The sequence below is a fragment of the Polyangiaceae bacterium genome (genome assembly GCA_015075635.1).
Classification (GTDB): domain Bacteria; phylum Myxococcota_A; class Polyangia; order Polyangiales; family Polyangiaceae; genus JADJKB01.
Map to the genome: position 1 here is coordinate 210,939 of JABTUA010000003.1, position 16,790 is coordinate 227,728.

Sequence of the window (16,790 nt, forward strand, 5' to 3'; positions counted from 1 at the left end):
CCTAAGCTCCGCGGGTGAGCGCTCGCGCGTGGCTCTATCTCGGCCTGCTCGGAGTCGCCTGCGCGCAGAGCGCGCCGCGCGCCGGTGACGCCTCACCGCCCTCGGCGCCGCCAACCGCGGGGAGCGCGAGTGCCCCGCCGGCAGCCCCGGCCTCCGCCGAGCCAGCCCCGCCCGCGCCCGTCGACCTCGGGGCCAAGGCCAAGGAGCTGGCTGACCGCTTCATCATCATCGACGGCCACATCGACGTGCCGCACCGCTTGTGGTCGAGCCGGGACAAGGCCGGCAAGCTCACCGAGGACGTCTCAGAGCGTACCGAGAAGGGCGACTTCGACTTCCCGCGCGCGCGGGCCGGCGGTCTCGACGCACCCTTCATGAGCATCTACGTGCCGGCCAAGCTCGAGGCCCGTGGGGCGAAGAAGCTGGCCGACCAGCTGATCGATCTGGTCGAGGGCATCGCCGCGAGGTCCCCGGACAAGTTCCGGATCGCGCGATCCACGGCCGAGGTTCGCAAGAACGCCCAGGACGGCAAGCTCTCGCTCCTGCTCGGCATGGAGAACGGCTCGCCCATCGAGAAGAAGCTCGACAACGTCCGGCACTTCTACGAGCGCGGCGTGCGCTACATCACGCTGGCGCACTCGAAGGACAACCACCTCTCCGACTCTTCCTACGACGAGCGCCACACCCACAAGGGTCTGAGCCCGTTCGGCGAGAAGGTCGTCGCCGAGATGAATCGCTTGGGCATCCTGGTGGACGTCTCGCACCTCTCCGACGATGCCTTCTGGGACGTGATGAAGGTGAGCAAGGTGCCGGTGATCGCCTCGCACTCGTCCTGCCGTCACTTCACGCCGGGCTGGGCGCGCAACATGGGCGACGAGATGATCCAGGAGCTGGCCAAGCAGGGCGGCGTCATCCAGATCAACTTCGGCTCGGGCTTCATCGACGGCACCATCCAGAAGCAGGAGAGCCAGCGCTGGAGGCAGCGGGCCGCGCTCTTGAAGAAGCACAAGCTCGAGTCGAACGATCCAAAGGCCAAGCCGCTGCTCGAACAGTTCGAGAAGGATCACCCGCCGAGCTTCGCCAGCGTGGCCCAGGTCGCCGACCACGTCGATCACGTGAAGAAGCTCGTGGGCGTGGACCACGTCGGGCTCGGCAGCGACTTCGACGGCGTGGGAGACTCGCTGCCGGTCGGGCTCAAGGACGTGTCGGAGTACCCTGGCCTAATCCGGGTGCTGCTCGAGCGCGGCTACAGCGAGGCCGAGATCGAGAAGATCTGCTCGGGCAACGTGCTGCGCGTGTGGGAAGCGGCGGAGCGCTTCGCCGCCGCCGCCAAGTGAGCGTCAAGCGCCCGACTTCACCCAGGGCACGTCGGTGACGCCGGCCGCGTGGTTCGCGCGCCGAGCCAGCACGAACAAGAGGTCGCTCAGCCGGTTCAAGTACACGATCACCTCGTCGCGTACCGGCGACGCACGCCGGAGCGCCACGACCCGGCGCTCCGCGCGCCGGCAGGCGGTGCGAGCCGCGTGCAGCGCCGCCGCGCCGGGCGTGCCCCCGGGCAGCACGAAGCTCGTGAGCGGGGCCAAGCCCTCCTCGGCGGTGTCGATGGCGCGCTCCAGGCGCTCGATGTCGGGCCCGCCGAGCAGCGCGAGCTTGAGCCGAGCCTCGTGGCCCGGGACGCAGGCCAGCTCGGCGCCGAGCGTGAACAGATCGGACTGCACCGCGGCGAGCACTGCGTCGATTTCGACGGTCAGGCCCGCCGCGCGCGCCACACCGATGGCCGCGTTGGTCTCGTCGACCGTGCCGTAGCCGTCGACCCGAGCGTCGTCCTTGTCCACACGCTCGCCGCCGAAGAGCCCGGTCGAGCCGGAGTCTCCGGTCTTCGTGTAGATCTTCACGCAGAGAAGATCTCTTGGATCTCGCCTTCGATGCTGGCGGCGGTCACCTTCTTGGCCAGCGCGAGCTCCTGGATCAGGAGCGAACGCGCCTGGTCGAGCAGGCGGCGCTCGCCGAAGGACAGGTCCTTGTCGAACTTGAGTCGGTACATGTCGCGGAGGACCTTGGCGATCTCCGCGGGCAGCCCGCTCTTCAACATCTCGGTGTAGGCGCGGAAGCGGCGGTTCCACGGCTGGACGTCCACCGCGACCTCCGGGGCGCGCAGGATGTCGAGGATCTTCTCGGCTTCCTTCTTCTTCATCACCGGCCGCAGCCCGACGCGGGCGGCTGCCTCTTGCGGCACCATGACCTTGAGGTCCGAGTCGATGATCTTGAGGACGTAACAGCTGGTGCGATGTCCCCCGAAATCGCGCTCCTCGAGTTGAACCACCTCACCGACCCCATGGGCGGGATGCACGGCCCTGTCTCCAACCTTGAAACTGGGCGCGCTCGAACCATTCACCTGCGACTGCATATCGGCTCCTGCTCGTCTCGTCGGGGTCCCCCTGAACGACGAGTCTGCGGCGCTTACTACGAGCGGAGTGTCCGGGTCAATCACGACGCGTCCCGGCCGGCATATTCGCTCAGGGGGGCAGCGGCTCCTTGGCGGCTGGCGGGCTCAGATCCAGGATTTCCCAGACCTCAGCCATCACTGCGGCGCGCAGGCCCTGGGCCAGGGGCAGGGCCGCCAGCTCGACCGAGAGTCGAAGCGCGTCCGGCGTCACGACCACGGACGGGGCCGCTGCCTGGTCCAGACCGAGCAGCTTGCCGAGACCGCTCTGGCTCAAGTCCGTCCATGCCTGCCCGACCTGCGTGGCCGGGTCGGCGTCGCCGCCGCCGAAGCTGCCCGCGATCACCACGACGACCGACAGTCGGCCCTCCGGCGCCGGTCGCACCGCGATGCCCACCGCCGTCGCCGCAGCCAGGAGGCCACGCGCGCCCCGGGTCCAGTCGCCGCTGAACGGGCCGGGGGCGTAGAAGCGCATCGGCGAGGTCTCGAGCTCCGCGACCGGCAGCGACGACAGCGCCGAGCCGCGCAGCGCCGAGGGCGACTTGGCGAGCTTTTGCCGCGCGTACAGCTCGACGATGCGGGCCGGCAGCGCGGAGCCCACCGACACGGCGACCAATCGCCCGTCGACGCGCACCAGCGTCTCCGGCGTCTGGCCGACGACGCCCGCGATGCGGTGGATGCGCGGGTGCGGTCGGGCGACCCGGGTTCCCGCCAAGAGCCGCTCCGCGAAGCGCTCTTCTGCGCTGCTCGAGCCGGTGCGCGCGTCCGCCAGGTAGAGCGTGGCGTGATCGAAGCCGGCGATCAGCCCGGCGTCCAGGGTCCGAAGATCGATGCCGCTCGACTTCGAGAAGGCATCGAGGCGCTCGCCCGGAAGGAGCAGCTCGATGGCCTTGGCGAGGGAGGCGTCGGACGCGAGCTCCTTCGGGCGACCGACGACCATCCAGCGCAGGCCCGCCGACGGAACGTAGTCGGTGAGCGGGCCGTCGTGCAGCGGAGGGGCGGTCGCCGACGCGGGCTTGTCGGCTGGGGGAGGCGGCGCGCCGGCGCCGCAGCCGAGCGCCAGGGCCGCGGCCAGGCACAGGGCGCCGAGACCCCTCACGGGGCGACCCGGATCCGGCAAAAACGCCGGTTCTTCGAGCCCACTCGGACCAGGTATTGGCCCCCCGGTCGAAGCTCGAACAGCGCGTCTTTCACGACGGCGCCGTCGACCTCGACGCCCCCGCCCTGGATCATCCGCCGGCCCTCGCCGTTGGAGCTGACCAGCTTGGCGTGGGCGAGGGCCTTGGCGAGCAGGAGCTTGCCGCCTTCGGCGGGCACCTCGGCCTCCGGCACCTCCGCGGGCACGCCGTCGCCCAGGTACGTGGCGCGGAAGGTGATCCCCGCGCTCTCCGCCGCGTCCGCGCCGTGGAAGCGCGAGACCATCTCGCTGGCGAACGCCGCCTTGGTCCCGATCGGATCGGCCTTGGCTCGAAGCTCGGCGATGTCGGCGCTGGTTCGCGAGGAGAGCAGCTCGAAGAAGCGCCACACGACCTGGTCGTCGATCTGCATGCACTTGCGGAACATGTCGACGGGCGCTTCCGTCAGCCCGACGTAGTTGTCCGCGGACTTGCTCATCTTCTTTCCGACGATCTGGCCGTCCTCGATCTTGGCGTCGATACCCTCGAGGATGGGAGTCGTCAGGACGATCTGAGGCTTCTGGCCGTAGCGCTGCATCAGGTCTCGGCCGACCATCAGGTTGAAGAGCTGATCGGTTCCCCCGAGCTCGACGTCGCTCTGGAGCGCCACGGAGTCGTAGCCTTGCAGCAGGGGGTAGAGGAGCTCGTGGAGATAGATGTCCTTGTGCTGCTCGAGTCGCTCGCGGAAGTCGCGCCGCTCGAGCGTGCGCGCCACGGTGCGCTTGGCGGCGAGCTCGACCACCTTGTCGAGCGACATCGCGCCCAGCCACTCGCTGTTGTAGCGGACCACCGTCTTGTCCGCGTCCAGCACCTTAAACGCCTGTTCTTGATAGGTTTTCGCTGCGGCGAGGACCGCCTCTCGGGTCAGCCGGGGGCGCATCTCGTTCTGCCCGGTGGGGTCGCCCACCATCGCGGTGAAGTCGCCGATCAGGAACGTCACCTCGTGACCGAAGTCCTGGAACTGACGCATCTTCTGCAAGAGCACGGTGTGGCCCAGGTGCAGATCGGGGCGCGTGGGATCGAAGCCGGCTTTGATCTTGAGGGGCCGGCCCGCTCGGAGCCGATCGAGCAGCTCGTCACGCTGCACCAGATCGACGACTCCGCGGCTCAGCTCGGTGAATTGCTCTTCGGCGGTCGGCATGCGTAAAGCTCAGGAAGGAGAGTGATTTCCGTTCTCCTTTGCCGCGTCCGCGACCGGAAAGCTACCCGCGAGCTGCTCAGTCGTCGTCGTCGTCGCTGTCGTCGCCGCCGCTGATCGCCGTGTGCCGGCTGGCGTTCACTAGCTCTTTCAGCTCCTTGCCGACCTTGAAGAACGGCAAGCGCTTGGCCGGAACGGGAACAGGTTGCCCCGTGCGGGGATTGCGCCCGTCGTAGGGCTTGTACGGCCGCACGGTGAAGCTCCCGAAGCCACGGATTTCAATGCCTTCGCCTTTCTGCAAGGCTTCGGTCATCGCGTCGAAGACGCAATTGACGACCATCTCGGCACGGGCTTTCGTGAGCTCCCCACGGGCCGCGATGGCTTCGATGAGCTCGCTCTTGGTCATGCCCCTCGAGCCTCCTCCAGAAGCCCTGATGCTTTGCCCTAACGCCTCAATTGTCAACGCCTTTTCCAGAGGGCGTCGCGGAGGGGGCGGGCCGGATGGCCAGCCCGTCGAGCACCAGGCCGTCTCCAGGGCTCGCGACTTCGACGCGGAAAGGGCCCTTCCGCAGCGGGATCGGTGGGCCCGGCGTCTCGAAGCACTCACCGGCCCGGGCGGGCCACTTGGCCGTCCACGAGAGGCCTCCGGCTCGGAGGGTCACCTCCGCCGGCCCGTCCGCCAGGGGGACCCAGCGGGCCGTCAGCCGGTGCTCGCCGACCTGCTCGGTCATCAGCTCGAGCTCCACCGCAGCGCCCCGCAGGCGCAGCCCGTAGTGGCCCTCGGCGCAGGCGGCGCCCGGATAGTCCGGGTGTGCCCAGCCGCGCCGAACCGCGAGCGGGGGCCACTGGGCGCCCGCTTCGAATTCGGAGCTCCGCGCCGGGACGAAGGGCTCGACGCGCGGCGGCCGGTCCAGGCTGAACACGTAGCGGTGGGCGGTGGGGCGTCCGAGCGCGTCCCAGAGCAGGTAGTCGTGGGCGTCGTTGCGCAACCGCGCCACCACCAGACCGTGCGTCGCGTCGCGTGCGCCGGGCACGAGGCCCAGGTTCAGGCCGTGGTCCGTGTTCACGAACACCAGCCCAGCGCGCACACCTGCCTCTGCCAGCACGCGCGGCTCGAACATCGGGCGTCCGCCTTCGCGATCGCGCAGGGCTTCGTGCTCCCGGCTGGCGTGGACGGCGAACGCCACACACGCGACCCCCGGCGCGAACCGAGCGATGCCCAGACGGCTCAGGCCCCAGGCCAAGAGCGCGTGCTCCAGCGGGAGCGCCTCCGCGAACAAGCGCGCGCCGCCTCCGGGGTAGTTGCCGTCGAAATAGAAGGGCGAGTACGCCGCGATCAGCGCGACCACCACGAAGCCCGAGAGCCGCACCGCGCGCTCGCGCCGGCCCGCGAACAGCGTCCAGAGCAAGAGCGCATAGAGCGGCCAGGCGTTCGAGAGGTCGCCGAAGTGCATCCACAGCCGGCGCCCGGTCGTGCCCAGCGCCGCGCCGAGCCCGTAGCCGCCCGCGAGACGCTCGCGCACGAAGTCGCCGTGCTCGAACACGCAGCCGATCCCGGCGCCGAAGCCGTAGCGGAAGCAGCCGGGGGGACCGTCGGCGAGGGCGTAGTAGCGGAGCTGAGTCGAGCCCAGCCACGACCCGGTGGCGGCGTGCTGGTGCAGGCCGAGGAGCGCGAGCCCCGGTAGCATGCCCAACAGAAGCGGCACGAGCTCGACGCGCCGGCGCCGCGCGCAGAGCAGGCCGGCGAAGGCCAACCCCACCAGGCCCGTCACCGGCCGCGTGGCCACGAGCCAGCCGAGGGCGAGGCCCGCGAGCAGCGTCGCGCGTCCGCCTTTGAGCGCGCCGAGCAGCGTGGCCGTGAGCAAGATCGCCGCCCAGCCGTGCGACATGGTGTCCGCGGTGTGATAGCGGAGCGCCGCGCACAGGACCGAGAGGCACGCCGCCATGAGCGCGATCTCGCGCTTGTCGAACAGCTCGAGCGCGAGCGCGTAAGTGACCACGGTCAGGAGCGCGGCGAGGAACGGCCCCACGGAGAGCGGCGCTCCCACCAGGAAGCCCAGCGCGAGCAGCGCGGGATAACCCGGCGGGAACAGCACGGCGAGCGTGGTCGCCTCCGGCGGCGTGAACAGGAAGCGCCCGCGGAACGAGCCGGATGGGTCGGGAACCGGAAACGTCAGGTAGCCCTGCGACAGCGCGCGCGCTTCGAGAAAGTAGCTGGTCGCGTCGATGATGCGCGGGCCGCCGCGCAGGTAGTGGACCAAGTAGCCCCAGGAGAGCAGCGCCGCCCCGAGCGAGAGCAGCGCGAGCGTGAGCCCGGGGCGCGCCCGGACGAAGCGTGCGACGGGCTCGCTGCGCAGCGCCGCCAGGGCGAGAGCTCCGAGGCCCAAGACCAAGAACGCCCAGCCCACACCCTCGCGTGGCAGACCGAAGGTGCTCACGCGCTCACCGCGGCTGGACCAGCCAGAGGTGGTGGAGCGAGTGCTCGCCGCGTTCTGCCGAGAGGGTCAGCGGCAGGCGTGCAGACCCGAGACCCGGGGGCAGCTCGAGGGACAGCTCGAGCCAGCCATCGGCGTGATCGAAGGAGAGCTCGCCCAAGCGCCGTTCCGCCAGCGAGAACGCCAGCGCGCCGCTCTTCGGCGGCGCCAGGCGCACGACCAGGCGCGCCGCCTTGCCCGGCGGCGGTGCGCTGAGCTCGAAGCGCGCGCTCGCGCCCTGTGGCAGGATGCGGCCCGCGTCGAACAAGTCGCGATGGGGCTCCTTGGGGTGAGCCAGCCGCTTCATCTCCACGTGCGGCACGCCGACGCTGGCCGAGTAGCGGTGCTCGCCCTCGCTGACCACGTCCGCGAAGTCCAGCTCGTCCACGATCAGGTCGCCTTCGGAGACGGAGAAGGGCTTGCCGCTGCCCTCGAGCGGCGACCAGTCCGGGCGGTACAGCACCTTCGCCGCCCCGCCGCAGATCACGTTGCCGGTCACTGGCACCTCGCCGATGACCTGCCCGAACCAGAGCGGCAAGACGCCCCACCACGACGGGTAGATGGCCATGATGTCCGGGCGCTCCGCCGCAGGCATTCGCTCGATGAGCTCCACCGCCGCGCCGACGCCCTGGCGCGTGGCGCGCGCGAAGGGCAGTCCCTTCATGCCGCCGAGCCCGATGATGTCCAACGCCGGCAGGTCCGCCGCGTAGGGGATGGCTCCGGCGTCGCCGAGCAGCACGCGCCGCGGAGGCGCCGGCAGCATGTCGCGCAGCAGGCGCCCGGTGCGTACGTGCTGGTCGCGGATGTTGCGCGACGCGCGCCCGAAGAACCAGACCTGGTCGCGGAACTTCGGCCGGTGCAGCCACGCGAACACGCCGACCGCCGAGAGCGCGAGCGCCGTGGCCGCCAGGCGCAACAAGAGCCCTCGCCGGCCGAGCGCGAAGCTCTTGCTCACGGCGGCTCCGACGCCGAGCGCTGCCGCGAGCAGCACCCAGGTCAGGGCCGGCATCGTGTAGCGCTCGTTCTGCCAGCGCACTTGACCGTTCAGCGCCACCACCAGCACCCAGAGCACGGCAGAGAACCACAGCACCGCCGCGAAGCGCCGCGTCTCGCGGGGGATCAGCGCGAACAGGCCGAGCGCGAACGGGACGTAGCCGACCACCATGTTCCCGCTCAGGTGGTACTCCGCGACACGCCGCACCTGGTACGCGACGTGGAACTTCCAGGCGTCCCAGGCTTGCTGAGCGCTCAGGTGAGGATGGTGCAGCTCGAGCTTCACCAGCGCTCCGGCCGCGGTGCTGTCGCCGGTGAAGAGCTCGTTGGCCACCGCTTGAGCGATGATGATCGCGAGCCCGGGCGCGCCGGCCACGATCGGGATCCACAACGCGCGCCGAGCGCCGAGCGAGGGCTTCAGCAAGAGCCCGGCGGAGAGCGCCAGCACGGCGACGATCACCCCGGCCTCCGGCCGCGTAGCCACCAGCACGGCGCCCCAGAGACCCAAGAGCGCCGCCGCGGCCCGCGGCGACCCGCGCGGCTGGCCGGGGACGCCGTGCACCAGGTCGTCCCAGGCGATCAACGCGCCGCCCCACACCGCCAGGAAGAACGCGACCTCCATCCCGCTGAACAAGCTCCAGCCGAGCACGCCGATGCCGAGCAGCGCCGGCGGAGCCAGGTAGCTCGTGTAGCGCGGAAGCTCGCGGAACAGGCGCCGCACGGCCAAGAGCAGCGCGAACGTGCACACGCAGGCCACGATCCCCGCCCACACCATCAACGACAGCTTCCGGAACCCGATCAGGTACCCGAGCGAGAGCACGAACGGGTAGAGCAGGCTGGTCCCGCCGCTCGAGTAGCCGTTGCCCTCCGACCACTGGAACGGATGCCCCCGCGCGCTCGCGCGCGCGAAGTCGAAGTGGATGAACACGTCGTCCAGCGGCGCCGACCAATCCGTCGGCGCGGCGAGCGGCTGGTCGGACGTGTAGAGGATCTGCTGGCGCATCGAGGCGTAGAACAGGCACGCCACCCACAGCGTCAGAGCCCCAGCGAAGAGCGCGTACAGCGCGCGCTCGGAAGCCGCGCCGAGCCCGCGCGGAGCTCGGTTCGCCCCGCTGCCTCGACCCGAGTCCATCGGGGCCGCTTTTAGCATTTGGGGTTGGCCAGAGTCCCCGGCGCCCAAGCGATCGGGGTTTGTCGCCAGACTCCCGCCAAATCGAAGCTTGCCCGGAGCCGGCGGAGGCGCTCTACTACCGGTCCCTCCCCGAGCGACACCCGCTTTGGAAATCGAGCTTCTCACCCCCCGCTTCGCCGGATAACGATGCGTTGGTTCATCGAGGTGTCTCGCCTCGGCGAGGACACGCCCATCGACAGGTACTGCCTCGAGGCCAAGCAGTGGCAGGCCGCGCTGCAGGAAGCGCGCAAGCGACGCGGCGACACGGGTCCGCTCTCGAAGTTCTCCATCGAGCTGCTCGAGCACGGCTACCGGGCGGTCGATCCGGCGCAGCAGATCCGCTACGTGGTCAACAAGGCGCCGGCCGACGCCTCGCTCTCCCAGCCCCCACCGCCCCAGCCCGGGGGCACTGCGCCGGGGTCCTTCCCCGCGCCGCCGAAGGTGCCGAGCGCTCCCAGCCCGAGCCCGGTGATCAAAACGGTACCCGAGCCGGTGCCCTCGACCGATCCGATGGCGTCGCCTCCTCCGCACAGCGACCCGCTCGCCGCCGGGCCCAAGACCGATCCGATGGCGGCGCTCCCGCCGGAGTCCCATCCTCCGCGCACCGATCCGCTGCCTCAGCCGAAGCCCGCGCCCATCCCCGTCCCGGCCGATCCGGTGCCGCCCATCGGCGCCGGTTCCCCGTCATCGACGACCCAGCCGATGACCCCACCGGGACGGCCCGAGCCCCCGCCCGGGCAGATGACCCAGCGCAGCATGGAGGCGGCGCGCGAGCCCGACTTCCAGGTGGTGAAGAAGCGCGAAGAGGAGCCGACCGAGAAGTCGCCGATCATCTACCGCGAGTACGCCTACGCGGTGAAACCTGGCACGGAGCGCGCGAGCACCGAGGTCCTGCTCTGGCTGCGCTTCCGAGAGCTGTCCAGCGCTCTGCAGAGCCGTTCGGAGCGTAAGTTCATTCAGCTCGCGGTCTTCGACCACGTGTTCGAGAAGAAGCCAGCGCGCCCGCCCCTGGCCACGCTGATGTGGAAGGACTGGCGCGGCGAGCCCGTCGTCCAGTTCATGGGCGCGACTCCCGCAGCGGCGCCCGCCCCGGCGGCCCAGTCCGCGCCGCCGCCGGCCGTTCCGCGCCCCACGCCGTCCGCGCCGCCGCCGCCCGTCGTGGCGCAGCCGTTTGCGCCAGCGCCGTCGTCACCGGTGTCGGCGCCGCCCCCGGCACCCGCCACCGCACCGCTGCCGGCGGCGCCACGGCAGCGGCGCCCGCGCCCGCGCCCGCTCCGGTGTCGGCGCCCGCCGCTGCGCCTGCGCCCGCCGCCGCGCCGGCTCCGCTCCGGTGTCGGCGCCCGCCGCTGCGCCGGCTCCTGCTCCGGTGTCGGCGCCCGCCGCTGCGCCCGCGCCCGCCGCCGCGCCGGCTCCCGCTCCGGTGTCGGCGCCCGCCGCTGCGCCCGCGCCCGCCGCCGCGCCGGCTCCCGCTCCGGTGTTGGCGCCCGCCGCTGCGCCTGCGCCCGCCGCTGCGCTTGCGCCCGCTGTGTCGGCGCCCGCCGCTGCGCCCGCGCCCGCCGCTGCGCTTGCGCCCGCTGTGTCGGCGCCCGCCGCTGCGCCCGCGCCTGCCGCTGCGCCGGCTCCCGCTCCGGTGTTGGCGCCCGCCGCTGCGCCCGCGCCCGCCGCTGCGCCCGCGCCCGCCGCTGCGCCCGCGCCCGCCGCCGCGCCGATCCCCACGCCCGCGACCTCTCCGCTGAAGCGGCGCGCCGACGAGGACCTGATCGGCGAGCTCTTCGAGTCGATGCACGACCTTCACTTCATCTCCGACATGATGTCGGGCGTGGATTTCGTGCTCGGCATCCTCAACAAAACGCTACCGAGCGAAGCCGTGATGATTCACGTCTTCGACATCAACTCGCGGCAGTTCGTCGTGGTTCGCGCCATCGGCCCGTCGCCGCAGGCGGTGATCATGCAGCGCACGCCGGATCAAGAGCCGCTGTTCCGCCGCGTCATGCGCGGTACTCGCGCCGCCGTCACCAGGAACGCGTCGAGCGAAGAGAGCTACAGGAACAGCCGCTGGAATCTGATCGGCGTGGTGCCGGAGGTGGCCATCATCGGCCCCGTGCAGCTGCACGGCCGATACCTCGGCGCCATCGAGCTCGCGAACCCGCTCGGGGGAGGCGCCTACACCGAGCACGAGTCCCACGCGCTGGACTACATCTGCGAGCAGCTGGCGGAGTTCCTCGCGCAGCGGCCCATCGTCGTAGACGCCGACGTGGTGCTGGGCAAACACTGAGCTCCCCGGGCCCGGCCCCGCCTGGGAGCGTTTCGGGTATGTTCGAGAGGCCATGGCCGTCCGGACCCGCAGGGAGCGTGTGCTCACGTTCTTCTTCGTGCCGGCGCTCGTGTTCGCCGTGGTGGTGCTGCTCGGCGTCACGTTCAGGAACAGCTTCCAGCTGGAGAAGCTGCGCGAGCAGTCGGTGGTCGAGGCCACGCTGACGCTCGCGAACGAGAAGGCGGATCGCCTCGACAAGCGCATCATCGAGCAGGACAACGCCGTGCTCTCGCTGGTGGACGTCGGTGACCGCGACGGCTTCGGACAGGCGTGGCTGGCGGTGGCAGCGCGGCAGACCCCCACCGTCAGCAACGTCTTCCTGGTCGACCTGGGCTCCACGGAGCGCGAGGTCGTCGCCTTCGCCACCCGCGTGACGCCGCTGGAGGCCGAGGCGGAGCGGCGGATCTTCGTCAGGTCGATCTTGCCCGAGCTCGACCTGGCGGAGCCCCGGACCCAGCTCCGCCACCTGCACAAGACGCTCGACGGTCAGACCTTCCTGGTCAGCTACTGGCAGCGCGACGTGCGCGGAAAGAGTCTGCTCTTGGTTGCCTGGCACGACGTTCCGCGTGTGGTGCACGATCTGTTTCCGGCGCTCTATTCCGAGCGCGATCAGAACGTGCGCGTGAACGTCGTCGACGAGAGCTCGCGCATCGTGTTCGGCCCGAGCTTGAGCCGCGGCAGCTTCACGCTGGGCCGGCCCTTCGAGACCACGCTCTACAAGTGGCGGGTCAACGTCACGCTGGTGAGCGCTGCCGAGCTCACCGAGGCGGTCGCCCGACGCCGCGCGCTGGAGCTAGCACTGGTCGGGACCTCGTGGTTGGTGGTGCTGGTCGGGCTCACCGTGGTGCTCGTGGCTGCGGCTCGAGAGCGCAAGCTCTCGAACCTGAAGAGCGACTTCGTGGCCAACGTCTCCCACGAGCTCAAGACGCCGCTGTCGCTGGTGCGCATGTTCGGCGAGCTGCTCCAGAGCGGTCGCGTCGAGAACGACGAGAAACGCCAGCAATATCTGCAAATCATCGTGTCCGAGAGCGAGCGTCTCGGGTCGCTCATCGAGAACGTGCTCGACTTCGCCAAGGTCGAGCGCGGCAAGGCCGCCTACCAGTTCTCCACCGCCAACGTCCGGGACGTGGTGTCGCGCGCGGTCGAGGCCTGCAAGGTGCGCGCGCTGCGCGAGCAGGTGGAGCTGGTGCTCGAGTTGGCCGACGACCTGCCGGCCACCGAGATGGACGAGCGCGCCATCGAGATCGCGGTGATCAACCTGGTGGACAACGCGCTGAAATACGCGCCGGACGGACGCCGCGTGCTGGTCAGCGCCCGGCGGGCGGTCGGGCAGATCGAGATCCGAGTGACCGACGAGGGACCGGGAATCGCCGCCGAGGACAAGAAGCGCATCTTCGAGCGCTTCGAGCGGGGTCGCGGCGCTCAGGCCCAGCAGATCCGCGGCAGCGGCATCGGCCTGGCGTTGGTCAAGCACATCGCCGAGGCCCATGGCGGCCGCGCCTGGTGCGAGCCCGCGGAGCCCCGCGGCAGCGTATTCGCGCTCAGCCTCAGGCTGCGCGAGGGAAACGGTCGCGAACGCGGCGTCGCTTCGCGTGAGGCGACGGCCTGAAGTGGGCTCAGCGCCCCTCTTCGTCCTGGAGCCGCGCGTGCTCGATCACCAAGGCCGAGATCGCCGAGCGCACCTCGTCCACTCCGCCCACCCGCTCTACGCTGAACTCGAACTGGCCCGTGTGCCAGTCCAGGATGTGCAGGAGCGCGTCCCGTGAGGACAACGTCGGCCCATCACCCTCGAGCTCGACGCGCAGCGCGCGCCCCTCGCGCAGGAACACGCGGGCCACGCGCTCGCCCACCACCACCAGGATGCCGGTCTTGCGCTCCACGGACAGGAACGACAGGAGCGACGCCGCCGAGACGTTCTCCAGATCGCCGCGCAGCGTGCCGGCGGTGTCGGCCTCCGCGGCCTGCCGGCGTCGGCGCACCACGCGATGGACGCGCAGGAGGAGCTCGTCCGGGTGGAAGGGCTTCGGGATGTAGGCGTCCACGCCGAGCTGGTAGCCCTTCAAGCGCTCTTCGTCGCCGTCCAGGGAGGTCAGGAACACGACGGGGACGCCGCCCAGGTTCGGGCGCGCGCGGATCATGCGGAGCAGCTGCCAGCCGTCCATCCTCGGCATGTTCACGTCGGTCAAGACGACGTCCGGCGGATCGCTCACGCACAGGGAGAGCGCTTCGAGCCCATCCGCCACGGTGCGTACGCGGTCGCCGCGGCGCACGAACGGCTCCGCCGAGTACTCGCGCCAGCGCGGGTCGTCGTCCACGACCAGGACGTCCAGCGCGTCGGGTCCGCGCCCCCCGGCCGGGACGCTGTGGCGGGAGCGAGGTCCGGTTTCCGAGGGCATGCGGGGCCCCAGATAGTATCGAAGAACCCGGCTTCTGCCGAATTCCGGGGCTTCAGGGTTGGGAGGCCAGGATTCTCACTTTGAAACCCAGCTCCTGACTGAGCGCGACCATCTCCCCGAAAACGTCACCGTAGGCCACGGCGACGTGGTTCGAGAGGTAGTGCGCCATCAGGTCGTCCCGCGAGACACCGAGGTCCGCGGCCATGAACGGCCACTGGGGCGTCGTGCCCTGCCACCAGGCGTCGCGGACCTCCGCTGGCAGCTTCACGACCTCACCGCGTCCGACGTCCATCCACAGCGTGTCGGCCTTGATGTAGGCGCGCGCCCAGGTGATGGCGCCGGGCAAGCTCTCGCCGGCGAAGGTGCCGCCGGGCGTCGGAAAGTAGCCTGCCGGCTGGCGGTAGCTATGGACGCCCGCGAGGCTGTCCGGGTCGTGGTTGAAAGCGTAGGCGCCCGAGGAGCCGCTGTTGAGCAGCACCCACAAGAAGCGCCCGCCGTGCTCGGCACCCCAGCGCACGTCGTGGAACATCACGGCCTGGTGGAGGCCCTTGGCCAAGAGCACGCGCTTCAGCATTTCCATCGGCACCGCGTTGCCCTGGTCGGCCTCGGTGGCGCAAGCGATGGTGTCCCCGTTCGATTCGGGACGGCAGCTCGAGTTGAAGAGCCCCTCGGCGAAGTCGCTGGGCGGCCGGAGCGGGATCAGGCCCAGCTGGTACTGCCAGCCCAGGCAGTCTGCCTTGTACTCTTTCAGCATGTCGAGCACCGCCAGGTAGTCGCGGAGCTGCTCGCGGGTGGCCCGCTCGTCGAAGTCCGCGGCGCCGCCCTCCCCCCAGTGAAAGGTCACGCCTTTGTCCTTCACGAAGCGGAATGCGTCCTCGATGCGCTGGTCGCCGATGCCTCGGCCGCGGTCGATGATCCAGGCCTGGTCGATCTTGTGCTCGGCGAAGCAGTGCTTCGAGAGCAGTCGCGGGCCGAAGTAGCCGTTGATCATGCCCATGCTGGTGTCGCCCAGCATCAGGATCAGCGGGTGCCGCGCGCGCATGCCGGCGGCGACCTTCTGGGCCAGCGTCGCGGCCTCCGGGCTCACCGGCGCGTGGCCCGAGAGCGCCGTCTCCGGGTAGCGCACCTGGCCGGTCGTGCACCACTCGTCCAGGCGCTCCATGAAGGTAGCGTCGCTGGTGAAGTCCTCCATCGACGTCCAGATGCGCGAGTGAGCGCGGCCCACGGTCTCGAGGCAGGCTCCGGTGTTGAGCAGGCCCACCAGCCCCGGCCACTGGCCGCTGAAGTTGGACGCCAGGAGCAGCGGGTTGTCCTTGCCGACGACGCCGTCACACGTGTGGGGTCCGTACACCCAGTGCGCGAACATGCCGACCATCGGGTCCGTGACCGGCCCGAGCTTCTCGATGGACTCGTGGGGCTTGGTCAGGAATCCGGGGACGCGGTAGGGCGTGCGCCCGACCTTCCGGAGCGCTGCTTCGAGCTTCTGCGTCGCCGCCTCCACGTTGGGCAGCGCCAGCTCGTTCGGGCGAGCTCGACCGTCACCGGGCCAGAAGACTGCGACCTGCTTCGCCATGAGTCCCTCCGTGCTTCGAGTCGCTATCTAGCACGGGCAAGGTCACTTCGGCGGCGGCGGGATCACCACCGCCTTCGTGGTCACTCCCGCGCCGCCGAAGTCCGCGTTCGGAAACGCAGACAAGAGGCAGGCGCTGCCGTCCGAGGTGTCGATCTCCACCAGGTTCCCGGTGCGCGAGAAGCCGTAGACTTTATCGGCCCAGGTGGTGATGCCGTACATGCTGCCGTAGGCCGTGTTCTGCGTGTCCGAGCAGTTGGGGCGCTTCACGATCTGACCGCGCACGGCCTTGGTCACGGGCAAGATGTTCGCCTTGGCGAGCTTCGGGACGTCAATCTCGATCAACGTGTCGGTGTTGCTACAGCTGGTGGTGGCGGGAGGGTTTGGGCAGTCGCGCACCGTGGCGAAGCCGATGGGGTTGCCGTCGTTCTCCACGAACACGATGTCACCGGACAGCTCCCACGCCTTGTTCTGGTGATCGGTCGGGTAGACGTGTCCGTTGCCGTCGCTCACCGGGACGTCGCCGAACACGCCGCGCTGCGACAGGTTGCCGGCCGCGTCGATGGCCCAGAGCTCACCGGCGGTGTTGCCGGCGACCAGCACCTCCTCCGTGGCGGAGATGACGCCGACGGGCGCGAAGGTGAGCGCGTAGAACTTCACATCCAGGCTGGCGGCCAGCACGATGCTCTTGGCGCAGTGGACGACCTTGTTCACCACCTCGAGCTGGTGGACCTGGGTGTGGCTGATGCCCCAGAGCTTGCCGTCCTTGTCCACGGCCACGTCGGTCATCGCCGGGTCTTGCCCGCTCGCGCCCACGCAGTCGAAGTCGCCGAGCTGAGCCAGGCTGGGCGAGGCGCTGGTGGGGTCGATCTGGAACAACGTCGTGTCGGTGTGGGCGTACACCAGCGTGGAGCTGCCCGCCGTGCCGTCACTCGGGGCATCCAGCAAGATGCCGCCGGAACCGCCGCTCCCACCGCCGCCGAGGCCGCCGGCCCCGGCGACGCCGCCGGCACCTCCGGTGTCGCTCCCTGCAGTCGCGCAGGCGGCGAAGGCGGACCCAAAGGCGAGCACGCTGAAGAGCGGAAGGAGCGGGACGCGCATGGCGCGGACACTGACAGC

At 70.4% G+C, this 16,790-nt stretch carries 15 protein-coding genes and 1 pseudogene; 3 read left to right on the forward strand and 13 right to left on the reverse strand.

Translation table 11 applies throughout. The features are described from left to right. The first annotated feature begins 14 nt into the window (after positions 1-14). Complete coding sequence (locus HS104_31530) at positions 15-1,334, forward strand: membrane dipeptidase (GenBank protein MBE7484487.1); 1,320 nt, start codon at positions 15-17, stop codon at positions 1,332-1,334. Between the two features lie 3 nt (positions 1,335-1,337). Here the strand turns inward: HS104_31530 and HS104_31535 are convergent, their stop codons facing one another. The 10 genes from HS104_31535 to HS104_31580 all read right to left on the reverse strand — a co-directional run bounded on the left by HS104_31535 (position 1,338) and on the right by HS104_31580 (position 10,614). Next, positions 1,338-1,892, reverse strand: a complete 555-nt coding sequence (locus HS104_31535) for a cob(I)yrinic acid a,c-diamide adenosyltransferase (protein ID MBE7484488.1) — start codon at positions 1,890-1,892, stop codon at positions 1,338-1,340. Then, positions 1,889-2,404, reverse strand: a complete 516-nt coding sequence (locus tag HS104_31540; GenBank protein MBE7484489.1) for a CarD family transcriptional regulator — start codon at positions 2,402-2,404, stop codon at positions 1,889-1,891. Before HS104_31540 ends, HS104_31535 begins: the two co-directional genes overlap by 4 nt. A 109-nt stretch (positions 2,405-2,513) precedes the next feature. Beyond that, entirely contained in the window at positions 2,514-3,539 is a 1,026-nt protein-coding gene (locus HS104_31545) for a hypothetical protein (protein ID MBE7484490.1), read from the reverse strand. Next, positions 3,536-4,756, reverse strand: coding sequence for a tyrosine--tRNA ligase (locus HS104_31550; protein ID MBE7484491.1), 1,221 nt, complete (start codon positions 4,754-4,756; stop codon positions 3,536-3,538). Before HS104_31550 ends, HS104_31545 begins: the two co-directional genes overlap by 4 nt. A 76-nt stretch (positions 4,757-4,832) precedes the next feature. Further along, the gene (locus HS104_31555; protein ID MBE7484492.1) at positions 4,833-5,159 is read right to left on the reverse strand and encodes an integration host factor subunit beta; all 327 of its coding nucleotides are present in this window, start codon (positions 5,157-5,159) and stop codon (positions 4,833-4,835) included. A gap of 46 nt (positions 5,160-5,205) precedes the next feature. Then, positions 5,206-7,191: a hypothetical protein gene (locus tag HS104_31560; protein ID MBE7484493.1), complete on the reverse strand. Its 1,986-nt coding sequence runs from the start codon at positions 7,189-7,191 to the stop codon at positions 5,206-5,208. A gap of 4 nt (positions 7,192-7,195) precedes the next feature. After that, positions 7,196-9,352 (reverse strand): hypothetical protein, encoded by a 2,157-nt coding sequence (locus HS104_31565; GenBank protein MBE7484494.1) that lies wholly within the window; start codon positions 9,350-9,352, stop codon positions 7,196-7,198. A 380-nt stretch (positions 9,353-9,732) separates the two neighbouring features. Continuing rightward, positions 9,733-9,996 carry a hypothetical protein gene (locus HS104_31570; protein ID MBE7484495.1) on the reverse strand — a complete coding sequence of 88 codons (264 nt, stop codon included), beginning with the start codon at positions 9,994-9,996 and terminating at the stop codon, positions 9,733-9,735. A 12-nt stretch (positions 9,997-10,008) separates the two neighbouring features. Further along, complete coding sequence (locus HS104_31575; GenBank protein MBE7484496.1) at positions 10,009-10,224, reverse strand: hypothetical protein; 216 nt, start codon at positions 10,222-10,224, stop codon at positions 10,009-10,011. 123 nt (positions 10,225-10,347) lie between these two features. Next, positions 10,348-10,614 carry a hypothetical protein gene (locus HS104_31580; GenBank protein ID MBE7484497.1) on the reverse strand — a complete coding sequence of 89 codons (267 nt, stop codon included), beginning with the start codon at positions 10,612-10,614 and terminating at the stop codon, positions 10,348-10,350. 33 nt (positions 10,615-10,647) lie between these two features. On the opposite strand from HS104_31580, the pseudogene HS104_31585 reads away from it, so the two are divergent. Beyond that, positions 10,648-11,102 (forward strand): annotated as a pseudogene (locus HS104_31585) (hypothetical protein). A 616-nt stretch (positions 11,103-11,718) separates the two neighbouring features. Next, the gene (locus tag HS104_31590; GenBank protein MBE7484498.1) at positions 11,719-13,314 is read left to right on the forward strand and encodes a HAMP domain-containing histidine kinase; all 1,596 of its coding nucleotides are present in this window, start codon (positions 11,719-11,721) and stop codon (positions 13,312-13,314) included. 7 nt (positions 13,315-13,321) lie between these two features. Here the strand turns inward: HS104_31590 and HS104_31595 are convergent, their stop codons facing one another. The 3 genes from HS104_31595 to HS104_31605 are packed head-to-tail and all read right to left on the reverse strand — an operon-like array spanning position 13,322 to position 16,772. Next, on the reverse strand, positions 13,322-14,101 hold the full coding sequence (locus HS104_31595; GenBank protein ID MBE7484499.1) for a response regulator: 780 nt from the start codon (positions 14,099-14,101) through the stop codon (positions 13,322-13,324). A 52-nt stretch (positions 14,102-14,153) separates the two neighbouring features. Next, a complete protein-coding gene (locus HS104_31600) occupies positions 14,154-15,674 on the reverse strand; it encodes a fucose isomerase (protein MBE7484500.1) in 1,521 nt (506 codons plus the stop codon). A gap of 42 nt (positions 15,675-15,716) precedes the next feature. Next, positions 15,717-16,772 carry a hypothetical protein gene (locus tag HS104_31605; GenBank protein ID MBE7484501.1) on the reverse strand — a complete coding sequence of 352 codons (1,056 nt, stop codon included), beginning with the start codon at positions 16,770-16,772 and terminating at the stop codon, positions 15,717-15,719. Positions 16,773-16,790 lie beyond the last annotated feature (18 nt).